The following is a 13,085-nucleotide window of genomic DNA, read 5'->3' as shown; positions in this document are numbered from 1 at the left end:
GGTTCCCGAACGGATCCGATGCACCATAGAACTCAAAGAGGAGAGACCACATGGGTATGTCACAGCGGACTCGCCTGCTGGCGCCCGTCGGACTGCTGGCGGTCGGTGCGATCGCCCTCGCGGGCTGCGCCGAAGGCGACAGCGGCGGAGCGAGCGGCTCGGGCGGCGGCACGACGACGGTCCGCATTTCCGGCGGTATCACCGGAACCGAGGCCGACGCGCTGAACCAGAGCTTCGAGCAGTTCACCCAGGACACCGGCATCGAGGTCGTGTACACGGGTGACAAGAGCTTCGAGGGCAACATCGTCACGAAGGTGTCCGGCGGAGACGCCCCCGACATCGCCATCGTCCCGCAGCCCGGTCTGCTCAAGACGCTGATCGGCACCGGAGAGGTGCAGGCCGCGTCCGACGCCGTCTCGGCGAACGTCGACGAGTACTGGGGCGAGGACTGGAAGTCCTACGGCACCGAGGAGGGCACGTTCTACGCCGCCCCGATGCTCGCCAACCTCAAGGGCTACGTCTGGTACTCGCCGTCCAAGTTCGCGGAGTGGGGTGTCGAGGTCCCCAAGACCCTCGACGAGCTCATGACGCTGACCGCGACGATCCAGCAGAAGACGGGCGCCGCACCGTGGTGCGCGGGCTTCGCCTCCGACGCCGCCTCGGGCTGGCCCGGAACCGACTGGGTCGAGGACATGGTGCTGCGACTGTCGGGCCCCGACACCTACGACCAGTGGGTCGCCAACGAGGTCAAGTTCACCGACCCCGAGATCAAGCAGGCCTTCGACGCCGTGGGCGAGATCCTGCTGAACCCGGACTACGTCAACGCGGGCTTCGGCGACGTGCGCAGCATCAACTCCACCGCGTTCGCCGATGTGGCCGCCAAGGTCGCCGACGGCAGCTGCCCCATGACGCACCAGGCGTCGTTCCTGTCCGCCAACTTCCTCACGGTGACCAACGCCGCGGGTGAGACCCCCACGATCGCGCCCGACGGCGACGTCTACGCGTTCCTGACCCCGGGTGTCACCGAGGGTGAACTGGCCGTCGAGGGTGGTGGCGAGTTCGTCGCCGCCTTCTCCGAGGACGAGAACGTGCAGAAGGTCGTGGAGTTCATGTCCACGCCCGAGTTCGCCGACGCGCGTGTCAAGCTCGGTGGCGTCATCTCGGCCAACAAGGGCGCCGACCCGTCGCTGGCCTCCAGCGAGTTCCTCACCGAGGCGATGAAGACGCTGCAGGACCCGAACACCACGCTCCGTTTCGACGCGTCCGACCTCATGCCGGCCACCGTCGGTGCAGGTTCGTTCTGGAAGGGCATGGTCAGCTGGATCGACGGCACGCCGACCGACCAGGTGCTCAGCGACATCCAGGCCGGTTACGACAACTGACCCGGTCGCACGACTGATGGGCCGCCCGCGACGCGGGCGGCCCATCAGGTCCATACTTCTATTCCGCCCCACGCACCACGCGGGCACTCATCGATGAGCACGAAGGCGTGTTCGGGAGGGACGTCATGACCGATATCAAGAACGCGGAGACGACGCCGACGGCGTCGCCGCCGCCGTCCCGTGGCCGGGAGGACCGTGCGCGGCGCGGAACTGCGGCCACACGGCGCACCACGATGCTGGTGGTCGTCGTGGGCCTCATCCTCGTGGTGGCGCTCTTCCTCTTCATGATCACGCGCGCCCCCGCCGAGACCAGGCCGACCACCCTCGGCTTCTCGCTCAACAGCTTCTTCATCTGGCTGGGCGGCCTGAGCCCGGTCGTGCAGATCCCGCTCGTCCTGGTCGTCTTCGGCGCCGTCGTCGGTCTGCTGCTGCTGCTCATCGAGTACGCGCCCCGCTCGGGCAAGGGCTACTTCTGGCTCCGCCTCGCCGCGTGCTTCGCGATCCCCGTCCTGGCGTTCATGCTCCTGCGGCCCTACCAGAACGCGGTCATCTACGTTTTGGGCATCGCCGTCCTGCTCGGCGCGATCCTCTTCTACGCGGACTACCGCTCACGCCAGGGCGCCGGGTACCTGTTCCAGCTCGTGCTGTTCGCCGCCCCGGCGGCGATCCTGCTGCTGATCGGGCTGGTCTACCCCGCTATCACGACGTTCTTCCAGTCGTTCTTCGACAAGACCGGTGAGAACTTCGTCGGTTTCGAGAACTACATCTGGACCTTCACCAATCCCGAGGGCTTCTGGTCGGTCATCAACACCCTGATCTGGGTGCTGCTGGCCCCCACCATCGCCACGGCGATCGGACTGGCCTACGCGGTCTTCATCGACCGCGCAGCCGGCGAGAAGTACCTCAAGGTGCTCATCTTCATGCCGTTCGCCATCTCGTTCGTCGGCGCCGGCATCATCTGGAAGTTCGTCTACGACTTCCGTCAGGGCGACCAGCTCGGCATCCTGAACGCCATCGTCACCGCGTTCGGAGGTCAGCCGATCTCGTGGCTGTCGGCCGCGCCGCTGGTGAACACCCTGCTGCTCGTCGTCGTCTTCATTTGGAGCCAGACGGGCCTGGCGATGGTCATCCTGTCGGCCGCCATCAAGGCCGTACCGCCGGAGCAGAACGAAGCCGCCGAGCTCGACGGCGCGAGCGCGTGGGAGCGGTTCATCAACGTGACCGTCCCCGGCATCCGTTCGTCGCTCATCGTGGTGCTCACCACGATCGCGATCGGCGCACTGAAGATCTACGACATCGTCGCCGTCATGACCGGCGGCCGCAACGACTCGACCGTCCTCGCCTTCGAGATGGTCAACCAGCAGCAGCGGTTCCAGAGCTACGGCCACTCCGCCGCTCTGGCCGTGGTGCTGTTCCTCTTCGTGCTGCCGCTGATCATCTTCAACGTGCGCCAGATCCGGAAGCAGAGGGAAGTACGATGACCACCTCGACCGTGGTGCTCGAACCCACCACCGACAGCCGCTCCGCCCGTCAGGTCGCTCGCGACACCCGCAGGCACGAGGCGATGGCGCGCAAGCGCTTGACCTCGAAGGGCGCGACCATCGCCGCGATCGTCATCGCGTTCTTCTGGACGATCCCGACGTTCGGTCTGTTCATCACATCGTTCCGACCCGGCTCGGACACGCAGTCCACCGGTTGGTGGACGGTGTTCACCGACCCGTCGTTCACCCTCGAGAACTACCGTCTCGCGCTGACGTCGGGCGGCACCGCCCTGACGCTCGCGCAGTCGTTCCTGAACTCGCTGGCGATCACCATCCCCGTGGTGCTGTTCGCCCTCGCGGTCGCCTCGCTCATCGCGTACGCCTTCGCCTGGATCGACTTCAAGGGCCGCAACTTCTTCTTCATCTTCATCTTCGCGCTGCAGATCGTGCCGCTGCAGATGGCACTCGTGCCCCTGCTGAGCCTGTTCTCGCGGGGACTGACGATCAACGACGTCACGATCTTCCCGGGCTTCGACCTACGCGGCGTGGAGCACAGCTTCGCGACCGTGTGGATCGCGCACGTGATCTTCGCGATGCCGCTGGCGATCTTCCTGCTGCACAACTTCATCGCCGAGATCCCCGCCGAGGTCATCGAGGCGGCACGCGTCGACGGAGCCGGTCACGGGCAGATCTTCTTCCGCCTGATCCTGCCGCTGGCGGCGCCCGCGCTCGCGTCGTTCGCGGTGCTGGAGTTCATCTGGGTATGGAACGACCTGCTCGTGGCGACGATCTTCGCGCCGTCCTCATCGCTGCCGTTGACGCAATCGCTGAACTCGCTGTCGGGGACCTGGGGCGACCAGTGGTTCCTGCAGTCGGCGGGAACGTTCATCTCGATCCTGGTTCCGCTGATCGTGTTCTTCCTGCTGCAGCGGTTCTTCGTCCGCGGCCTGCTGGCCGGGGCCACGAAGGGCTGAATCCGTCCGGACGCTCGAGGGGCGCGGCATCCACCGGGGTGTCGCGCCCCTTCCGTGTGTGTGGAGCGTTGCGCCCCATCCGCCATAAACGCCGTTCCTTCCGAGACACGCGGTGGTGCCGCGTGTCTGGAGAGAAACGGCGTTTATCGGGGTGCAGGCGGGACCGGCGGGGCGGGTCGGGACCGGCGGGGCGGGGCGGGACCGGGCCGGGGGGCGGGGCGGGACCGGCGGGGCGGGTCGCAGCCTTCTCCGCGATAAACGCCGATCCTTCCGAGACACGCGGAGGCGTGGCGTGTCTCGGAAGGACGAGCGTTTATCGAGAGGGGGAGGGGGAGGATGCCGGGAGAGAGGGCCGGCGGGTCAGGCGGGGCACGCGAGGCGGGACCGGATGTCGCGCATGGCGTCCAGCTCGGACGACTGGCCCGTCACGATCGACGCGGCGACCTCTTTCACCCGGACGTCGTCGCCGAGTTCGATGACGGCCTGGGCCATCGGGATCGCGCCCTCGTGGTGGCGGATCATGAGATCGAGGAACAGGCAGTCGGCCGGGCGTCCCTGCAGGGCGCGCAATTCGTCAAGCTGCGCGTCGGTGGCCATACCCATCTCATCGAGCAGCTGTCGCTCCGTCTGCGTCGCGGTATCGCCGTGGCTGTGGGCGCCGGAGGCTTCCATCCACGTCATCAGCGGCTGGCTCGACCCCTGCGGCAGGCCCCACTCGACCAGCCACCCGTACATCTCGCCGCGCTGCCCGGCCTGCGCCGTGGCGATGTCGTACGAGAGGGTACGCAGCTCGTCGTCGTCAGTCTTGCGGTAGATCTCCATCGCCATGAGCACGGCCTGCGTGTGGTGCACCTGCATGTCGCGCGCGAAACCGGCGTCGGCGGAAGTGTCGGAGGGGTGCGCCGGCGCGGCCGTCGCGCCGAACGCGGTGAAGCGTCCGATCGCGAAGGCGACGGCCACGACGGCGACGGTGAGGAGCGCGACGACGATCCAGCGGACCGCGGGGCGCGCGACCGGTGTGTCGTCGCTCACCTCAGGCCTTGCCCGGGCCGTCGATCGCTCCGGAGCAGGCGGCATTCGGCTCGGGGGCGTTCTGGCTGCGCCAGAACTCGGTGAAGAACTCGCCGATCCGGGGGTCGGTGGGGTCGTCGAGCTTGAGCTGGTGGTCCCACGCGCTGACCGCGACGGGGGTGTCCATTCCCGGGTAGGGCGAGAGGATGGCGTAGCTGGACGGCATGAATTCCTTGAGCGCGTCGATGCCCGCCTCGTCGACCCGCTCCGGGTCGTAAGTGATCCAGATCGCCCCGTGCTCGAGGGAGTGCACGGCGTTCTCGTTCTGCTGCGGCTCGGTGTACACGCCGCAGTTGAGCCAGATCGGGTTGTGGGGGCCGCCCGCGGGAGGGTTCTGCTCGTACTCGACCGGGCCCTGCACGTGGTCGGAGCGGTTCTGGAACGTCTGGACTTCGGTGATCTCGCGGCCGGTGCTGTTGCCCGCCTCGTAGCTGGTGGGGGGAGCGGGGGCGAAGACGAAGGATGCCACGACGAGGCCGACCACGGCGAGAGTCGCGACGGAGCCGACGACCCACCAGACGGCCTTTCCGCGCTTACGGCGGGCCATCTCTTTCTGGTACTGCGCCAGCTTCTCTTGACGCTTCTGCTCGCGCTGCTGCTTCTGGGTCAGCTCGATCTGGGCCTGCTTGGCGGGGTTGCCGCTCGCTCGCTTATCGGAGGGGGAGGTCATGCGCTGTGTTCAGTCTCTCTTCGGGGCGGGACACATCGGCATCCGCCGACGATCCCAGCCTATGCGGGTGAATGAGCCGGTGGCCTGGGAGGAACCCGCGAGCGGGGATGGTGGCGCGCGGGGGTGTCACGGTAGTATGACGATGTCGAATCGATTCGAGGTTCGATGGTCCCCCCACTTTCTTCAGCCCGCATCGTCGGGCTGTCCGTGTTGCGAAACGAAACCAGACGCGTGCTCGATACTGCCTCCCACCCCGTGATCCCCTCGTCGCCCCGCGCCGACGACCGCTCCGCCCCCTCCGATCGCGCCCACGAGAAGACCCCGACCGGGTCGGTGCGCTCCGCCGAGGCGAACCCCGCGACCGGGGCGATCCGCTCGCTCGGCGCCAACCCCGCGACGGCGCCCATCGTGCTGCACCCGGGCGATGCCATCCCCGCCTCGCGCCGCGTGCTGTACATCATCGTGCTCGGCGCCCTGACGGCCCTCGGCCCGTTCACGATCGACCTCTACCTGCCGGCGTTCCCGGTGCTCGAGGCCGACTTCCAGACGACGGCGGCGGCGATCCAGCTGACGTTGACCGGCACCATGATCGGCTTCGCCCTGGGCCAGCTCATCGTCGGGCCCCTCAGCGACAAGGTCGGCCGGCGCATCCCGCTGCTGGCGGTCACGGCGCTGCACGTCGTCGCGAGCGTCTTCGCCGCTCTCGCCCCCACGCTGGGCACCCTCTCGATCGCGCGCGTGCTCATGGGTGCGGGAGCCGCTGCCGGTGGCGTGGTGGCCGCGGCGATCATCCGCGACCTGTTCGGCGGGCGTCGTCTGGTGGTCATGCTCTCGCGGATGGCGATGGTCTCGGGCGTCGCCCCCGTCCTGGCTCCCCTTGCCGGATCGGCGCTCCTGCTGGTGATGGACTGGCGCGGTATCTTCGTCGTCCTGGCGGTGTACGGCGCCGTCATGCTCGTCGCGGCGATCGCGTTCATCCCCGAAACCCTGCCGCCCGCACGTCGCGGCGGTCCGGGAGCGACCACGGTGTGGCAGCGGTACGGCAGCGTCTTCCGCGACCGCGTCTTCATCGGCGTGCTCGTCATCGGAGCGATGACCTTCAGCGGGTTGTTCTCGTACCTGTCGGCCTCCTCTTTCCTGTTCCAGGTCACCTACGGCTTCAATGCCCAGCAGTACGGCGTGCTGTTCGCCGCGAACTCCATCGGGGTCGTCGTCGGCGTGCAGGTCGCCTCGCGTCTGGCCGCGCGGTTCGGACCGCAGTGGGTGCTCGCGGTCTCGACCGCGGTGCTGGTCCTCGCGGGCGGGACGATCGTGGTCACCGACCAGCTCGGTCTGGGGCTGTGGGGGACGGTCGTACCGCTGTTCTTCTTCATGACCGCGTGCGGCTTCACCTTCCCGTGCGCGCAGGTGCTCGCGCTGGATCGGCATGGCAAGGCGGCCGGCACGGCGCAGTCCATCATCGGTGCCGCCAACTTCGGCGTCGCGGGCGTCATCTCGCCCCTGGTGGGACTGCTGGCGACCGGGTCGGGGATCACGGCGACGACCATGGCATCGGTGATGGTCGGCTGCGCGGCGATCGGCGTGGTGTCGCTGTGGGTGCTCGTGCGCCCCCGGACGGTGGAGCGTCTGGCTCCCTGACCTCCGGCATCCGTCGCCCAAGCCCTCGCGGTCGCGAACAGTAGCAGAGCGGGCGCGGCGGACGTGATGCGATGCGGGCGGTTCCGTCGGACGGGCGCAAGCGGCATCATGAGGCGATGGATGCCACCGCGGTCGAGGACGTGCTCGACACACGTCCTCAGCGCTTCCGCGCCACCGTCGGAATCGTCCTGATCGCCCTGGCCTCGGCCCTGGGTGCCTGGGTCTACGCGCGCGGCCCCAGTCCTTTCGCCATCGACGTGTGGTGGAACCAGCTGTTCGCCGCCGCCCCCTCGGAGCCGCTGTACGTCTTCGCGCTGGTGATGGATCAGGTCGGCGGCCACCTGACGGCGGTGCTGATCGTTCCGGTGCTCGGCGCTGTCGCGCTGTTCGTGTCGCGGCGGCGGTGGTCGGCGCTGTACTTCCTCTCTGCGTCGGTGGGCAGCGCTCTGCTCGTGCAGGTGCTGAAGCAGACCTTCGGGCGCGCGCGGCCGGAGGACATCCTCGTCCTCAGCGACTTCGGGTCGTTCCCCTCGGGGCACACCGCGAACGCGGCGACGATCGCCGTGGTGGCGGGCGTTCTGTTCCCGCGCGCGTGGGTGCGGGTGGTGGGCGCGGCCTGGGTGATCCTCATGGCCTTCAGTCGGACGTACCTGCACGCGCACTGGCTCTCCGACACGGTCGGCGGCGCTCTCGTGGGCGCGGGGGCGGCCCTCGTGCTGGCGGCGGTGTTCTCTCGCTTGCGCGCGCGCGACGAGGACCGGCTGACGATCCGACGCGCGCGGATGACGGATGCCGCGGAGGCGTCGCCGTCGTAGGCTGACGCCCATGACCGCGCCCGGTGACGTGCCCGCCGTTCCCTCCGAGGCCGACGCCGAGGTCGCACGGCTCAGAGCCGAGGCGGAGGCCGCCGAAGCGGAACTGCGTCTCGCGCGGGCCCGCGCCGACCTGGCCGCCGCCGAGGCCGCCGCGGAGCGGGCGCGCGCAGCCGCCGGGGGAGGGGCTGCAGCGGCGCCTTCGGACGCGGCGCCGACGGGCGCGGGGGACGGCGCGGTCCCGCCCGGCGCCGAGGACCTGCCCGCGGATGGGGGCCCGCTCACCCCGGCGCAGGTCGCCGCGGTCGCGGCCGGCTACGCCTCCGACGGAGCCGCGCTGGACCTCGGCGTGCTCGTCAACGGCGGGCCCGTGGCATCCGTTCCCATCCGCATCCCCCTGGCGATGACCAACCGTCACGGCCTCGTCGCCGGAGCGACCGGCACCGGCAAGACGCGCACGCTGCAGCTGCTGGCCGAGCAGCTGTCCGAGAACGGCGTGCCCGTGTTCGCCGCCGACATCAAGGGCGACCTGTCGGGACTCGCGGGTGCGGGGGTTGCGAGCGAGAAGCTCACCGCTCGCACTGCGGCGCTGGGCCAGGACTGGTCGCCGCGCCCGTTCCCCACCGCGTTCTACGCCCTCGGCGACGACGTGGACTCGGGCGTCCCGGTGCGCGCGACGGTCTCGGGCTTCGGCCCGCTGCTGCTCAGCCGCGTTCTGGGGCTGAACGCGACGCAGGAGTCCAGCCTCGGCCTCGTCTTCCACTACGCGGACCAGAAGGGACTGGCGCTGGTCGACCTCTCGGACCTCCGGGCGGTGCTGACCTTCCTCACCGGCGATGAGGGAAAGGCCGAGCTGAAGGGTATCGGGGGGCTCTCGGCGGCGACGGCGGGCGTCATCCTGCGCGAGCTCGTGGCGTTCTCGGCCGCGGGTGCCGACACGTTCTTCGGCGAGCCCGAACTCGACGTCTCGGTCTTCCTGCGAACGGATGCCACGGGCGCGGGCATCGTGAGCCTGCTCGAGGTGCCGAACGTCGCCGCCCGCCCCGAGCTGTACTCGACCTTCCTGATGTACCTGCTCGCGGAGCTGTACGAGGTGCTGCCGGAGGTCGGCGACCTCGATAAGCCCAAGCTGGTGTTCTTCTTCGACGAGGCGCACCTGCTCTTCCGCGACGCGTCGAAGGCGTTCCTCGAGGCGATCACGCAGACCGTGCGTCTCATCCGTTCGAAGGGCGTGGGGGTGTTCTTCGTCACGCAGACGCCCAAGGACGTCCCCGGCGACGTGCTCGCCCAGCTCGGCTCGCGCGTGCAGCACGCGCTCCGCGCCTTCACCCCCGACGACGCGAAAGCGCTGCGCGCCTCGGTGCGCACCTACCCCGCGTCCGGGTACGACCTCGAGCGGGTGCTGCAGGAGCTGGGTACGGGCGAGGCCGTGGTCACCGTCATGAGCGAGCGGGGAGCGCCCACACCGGTGGCCTGGACCCGGATGTTCGCCCCGCGCGCCTCCATGTCGCCGATCGCGCCGGAGGCGATGGCGGCGGCGGTCTCGGCATCCCCCCTCTTCGCCGTGTACGGGACGCCGATCGACCGCGAGTCCGCTCGCGAGATCCTGGGGGCCCGCATGCGGGCGGCGACCGAAGCGCGTGAGGCCGAGGAGCGGGCGAAGAAGGCCGCCGCCGACGAGGCCGAGTTCGCCAAGCAGAAGGCCGCGATCGACAGGGCCCACGCCGCGGCACAGAAGAAGGCCGAGCGCGAGTACGAGCGCATCCTGAGATCGACCGCGACGCCGCGCACCCGCGCGAGTGCGCCCGCGTCGGGATTGGACGGGCTGCTCGGGCGCGGTGCGACGACGTCGATCGTGACGGGGGTCATCCGCGGGATCTTCGGCACCGGCCGGAGGCGGTGACCGGGGATGGATGCCGGAGGCACCGGCATCCATCCCCCTTTTCCTCAGCCGCGGCGGATCTCGAGCGGCATGGTCGAGGTGTCGATGAGCGGGTCCTCGTCCTGCCGTTCGACGAGCGCCTCGGCCTCGGCCGGCGTCTCGACGGCGGGCATCGATCCGAGCAGGGGGCGGCGGGCGGTCTCGCGCATCGACAGCAGGGCGACGAGCCCCAGCGCGGCGAAGAACATGATGTAGAAGGCCGGCATCAGCGTGTTCCCCGTGAAGTCGATCAGCGCCTGACTGAACAGCGGAGTGGTGCCGCCGAACAGGGACACGGCGACGTTGTACGCCACCGCCATCGCGCCGAACCGCGACGCCGTGGGGAAGAGCGCAGGCAGGGCGGATGCCGAGATCGCCACATAGAACGCCACGGGCACCGCCGCCATGAACAGGGCGATCATGACCGCCCACAGCTCGCCGATCTGCATGATGAGGAACGCCGGGACGAGAAGGACCAGCGCCGATCCCGCGGCGATCGCGTAGACGGGCTTGCGGCCGATGCGATCGCTCAGGCGGCCGATCAGGGGAAGGGCCGCGGACATCACCACGAGGACGGGGACGGTGGCCACCGCGGCGGCGATGTTGGATACGCCGACCTCCTTCTCAAGGTAGGTCGGCATGTAGCTGGTCAGCGCGTACCCGGCGGTGTTGGTCGCCGCGACCAGGGCGATACCGATCAGCAGGGCCTTCCAGTGGTGACGGACGATGCCCACCAGCCCCTGGCGGGCCATGGGGTCGTCGGCGTCGATCTCGGTGCTCCCGTTCTGCTCGAACGCCGGGGTCTCGGGAATGCGCAGGCGGAAGTAGATCGCCACGATGCCCAGCGGCACCGCGAGCAGGAACGGGATGCGCCAGCCGTACTCGATCATGGCGTTCTCGCCCGAGATCGAGGTGGTCACGGCGGTCGTGATCGCCACGGCCGAAGCGCCGGCGGCGAAGCCGACGTACGAACCGACGTCGAGCCAGGACGACCAGAACCCGCGGCGCTTGTCGGGCGAGAACTCCGAGACGTAGGTGGTGGCGCCGGCGTACTCACCGCCCGTGGAGAACCCCTGCACCATCTTCAACAGGTACAGCGGGATGATCGCCCACAGCCCGATCTGGGCGGAGGTGGGCAGGATGCCGATGAGCGCGGTGGCCGCGGCCATCATCGCCATGGTGAGGAACAGCACCTTCTGCCGACCGATGCGGTCGCCGAGCGGGCCCAGCACGAAACCGCCGAACGGGCGCACGAGGAAGGAGATCGCGAAGCCGAGGAGCGTGACCAGCAGACCCCAGGGGGCGGGCACGTCGGAGGCGAAGACGACGGTGAGGGTGACGGCGAGGTACCCGTAGATGCCGAAGTCGAACCACTCCATGAAGTTGCCGACGACCGTGCCGCCGATGGCGGTGCGGACGCGCTTGGTGTCGACGACCACGATGTCGTCGACCGCGAGCCGGGGGGATGCGGATGCCGAGGAGGATTTCTCGTTCATTCCTCTAGCGTTACTCCGATCGGCGCCCCGTTTCCAGTCGGGGTGGCGCGCGGGGCCCTGTGCTAGCGGAAGGAGAGGATCTCGTCGCCCCATGCCTCGCGCAGCTCGCGGTCGAGGTCGGGGACCACCCGGTCGGTCCGATCGATCACGAGCGTCGCGCGGGTCTCGATGTCGTAGGCGGGCCAGTCGACCGCCGCGGATGCCGAGGGTTCCCGGCCGTGTGCGAACGAGGTCCACCGCTGCTGCATGCGTTGCGACAGGGCGACAGCGGCGCGTCGACCACCCAGACGGAACGTGAGATCTCTCGGCCCCCCGTCGAGCGTGCCCCACACGTAGACGAGCTCGCTGCCGTGCGTCGCACCCAGGCGGATCAGCCGGAGGAAGGGCGTGCTGTGGTCGAAGCGGTAGAGGTGGACCGGGGCGATCCTCGCGTGTCCCTCGGCGACCCACAGCGTCGGCAGCCGGAATCCGATGTCGCCCGCCACGCCCAGGCCGAGTGCGCGCTGGCGGACGTGCTCATAGGCCTCGAGCACCTGTTCCCGGTCGGGGAGCACCACCTCGGGATTCTCGGCCGCCATGTCGGCGAACATCTTCTCGATGCGGTCCCCGGTGATCGGGATGAGCGGGGACTTCATGTAGGCGAAGAGCGACGCCTCGTCCTTGTTCGTGCCGATCAGCAGCGGAACGGGCAGGCCCCTGCCGTCGCGCAGCACACTCACCGGCGCCTCGGGCACGAGGTCGCCGTCCACGAGGGGTGCGAACGCGAGGGTCCCCGGCGCACTCGTGGGCACGTCGGCGAAGAGGCGCTGCGCCGCGGCGACGAGACGGTCGGCGTCCATCGTGGCCAGGGTCGTCGCGGCCGCGGGGTCCTGCGCGTCGACGCCCGTCAGTTCGACGAAACGCGCGGCCACCTGGGCGGCCCGCTCGCGACCGTAGACACTGGAGGCGGGGGAGGACTCCGCGATCGCGCGGTGGAAGAGACCGGATGCCGAGGGCGTCGCCAGCAGCGTCGTCACCAGTCCGCCGCCCGCCGACTCCCCGAACACGGTCACCCGGTCGGGGTCTCCGCCGAACGCCGAGATGTTGTCGGCGACCCACCGCAGCGCGAGCAGGACGTCTCTGAGGGCGAGGTTGGCCGCGAAGCCCGCGTCGGGGAACACCGAGGAGAGATCGACGAACCCGAAGGGACCGAGACGGTAATTGACGGTCACGACGACGACATCGCCGTTCGCGGAGAGGTGCGTCCCGTCGTATGTGCCCTGGCTCGCCGCGCCGAAGACGTAGGCACCCCCGTGCAGCCACACCATGACCGGGCGCGGCGCCGGGGACTCGGCATCCGGAGCCCAGATGTTCAGCGCCAGGCAGTCCTCGTCCTGCACGACCCCGGCGCCGAGCGGGAGGGCGGCGTTGGCCGGCTGCGGGCACGCCGGAGCGAAGGCGTCGGCGTCGACGACGGTGTCCGCGCGCGCGGCGGGCTCGGGGTCCCGCCATCGCCGCCCGGCGGTGGGGGCGACGGCGTAATGGATGCCGAGCCAGCGACGTGACGCGTTCACGACACGGCCGCGGAAGAGCCCGGCGGGGGCGTGGGCGAGGGGGCCGGACGAGGCGTTCTGCACGCGCTCACCCTAGCGTCGCCGTCA

Annotated in this window: 10 protein-coding genes; 6 read left to right on the top strand and 4 right to left on the bottom strand. The window is 69.6% G+C overall.

Going from position 1 to position 13,085, the window contains the following annotated elements; translation table 11 throughout:
- Positions 1-50 precede the first annotated feature (50 nt).
- The 3 genes from ACIPVB_RS10600 to ACIPVB_RS10590 all read left to right on the top strand — a co-directional run bounded on the left by ACIPVB_RS10600 (position 51) and on the right by ACIPVB_RS10590 (position 3,837).
- Entirely contained in the window at positions 51-1,382 is a 1,332-nt protein-coding gene (locus ACIPVB_RS10600) for an ABC transporter substrate-binding protein (RefSeq protein WP_400368767.1), read from the top strand.
- Positions 1,383-1,507: 125 nt separating this feature from the next.
- Entirely contained in the window at positions 1,508-2,863 is a 1,356-nt protein-coding gene (locus tag ACIPVB_RS10595) for a carbohydrate ABC transporter permease (protein WP_400368766.1), read from the top strand.
- A complete protein-coding gene (locus ACIPVB_RS10590; protein ID WP_400368765.1) occupies positions 2,860-3,837 on the top strand; it encodes a carbohydrate ABC transporter permease in 978 nt (325 codons plus the stop codon). The genes ACIPVB_RS10595 and ACIPVB_RS10590 overlap by 4 nt, the downstream gene beginning before the upstream one ends.
- A gap of 360 nt (positions 3,838-4,197) precedes the next feature.
- Here the strand turns inward: ACIPVB_RS10590 and ACIPVB_RS10585 are convergent, their stop codons facing one another.
- Together ACIPVB_RS10585 and ACIPVB_RS10580 are read right to left on the bottom strand one after the other, a co-directional pair.
- Positions 4,198-4,869, bottom strand: coding sequence for a DUF305 domain-containing protein (locus tag ACIPVB_RS10585; protein ID WP_400368764.1), 672 nt, complete (start codon positions 4,867-4,869; stop codon positions 4,198-4,200).
- 1 nt (position 4,870) lies between these two features.
- Positions 4,871-5,578 (bottom strand): DUF3105 domain-containing protein, encoded by a 708-nt coding sequence (locus ACIPVB_RS10580; protein ID WP_400368762.1) that lies wholly within the window; start codon positions 5,576-5,578, stop codon positions 4,871-4,873.
- A 231-nt stretch (positions 5,579-5,809) separates the two neighbouring features.
- On the opposite strand from ACIPVB_RS10580, the gene ACIPVB_RS10575 reads away from it, so the two are divergent.
- From ACIPVB_RS10575 to ACIPVB_RS10565, 3 genes are all read left to right on the top strand, one after another.
- A complete protein-coding gene (locus tag ACIPVB_RS10575; protein ID WP_400368760.1) occupies positions 5,810-7,216 on the top strand; it encodes a multidrug effflux MFS transporter in 1,407 nt (468 codons plus the stop codon).
- Between the two features lie 116 nt (positions 7,217-7,332).
- Positions 7,333-8,031, top strand: a complete 699-nt coding sequence (locus ACIPVB_RS10570) for a phosphatase PAP2 family protein (RefSeq protein ID WP_400368759.1) — start codon at positions 7,333-7,335, stop codon at positions 8,029-8,031.
- 10 nt (positions 8,032-8,041) lie between these two features.
- Positions 8,042-9,931 carry a helicase HerA-like domain-containing protein gene (locus ACIPVB_RS10565; protein ID WP_400368757.1) on the top strand — a complete coding sequence of 630 codons (1,890 nt, stop codon included), beginning with the start codon at positions 8,042-8,044 and terminating at the stop codon, positions 9,929-9,931.
- Between the two features lie 44 nt (positions 9,932-9,975).
- Here ACIPVB_RS10565 and ACIPVB_RS10560 read toward each other — a convergent pair whose 3' ends face one another.
- Both ACIPVB_RS10560 and ACIPVB_RS10555 read right to left on the bottom strand, forming a co-directional pair.
- Positions 9,976-11,445, bottom strand: a complete 1,470-nt coding sequence (locus tag ACIPVB_RS10560) for an MFS transporter (RefSeq protein WP_400368755.1) — start codon at positions 11,443-11,445, stop codon at positions 9,976-9,978.
- 62 nt (positions 11,446-11,507) lie between these two features.
- Positions 11,508-13,061, bottom strand: a complete 1,554-nt coding sequence (locus ACIPVB_RS10555; RefSeq protein ID WP_400368754.1) for a carboxylesterase/lipase family protein — start codon at positions 13,059-13,061, stop codon at positions 11,508-11,510.
- Positions 13,062-13,085 lie beyond the last annotated feature (24 nt).

This window comes from Microbacterium sp. NPDC090007 (genome assembly GCF_044748345.1).
GTDB lineage: Bacteria > Actinomycetota > Actinomycetes > Actinomycetales > Microbacteriaceae > Microbacterium.
This window is presented reverse-complemented; position numbering and strand designations above follow the sequence as displayed.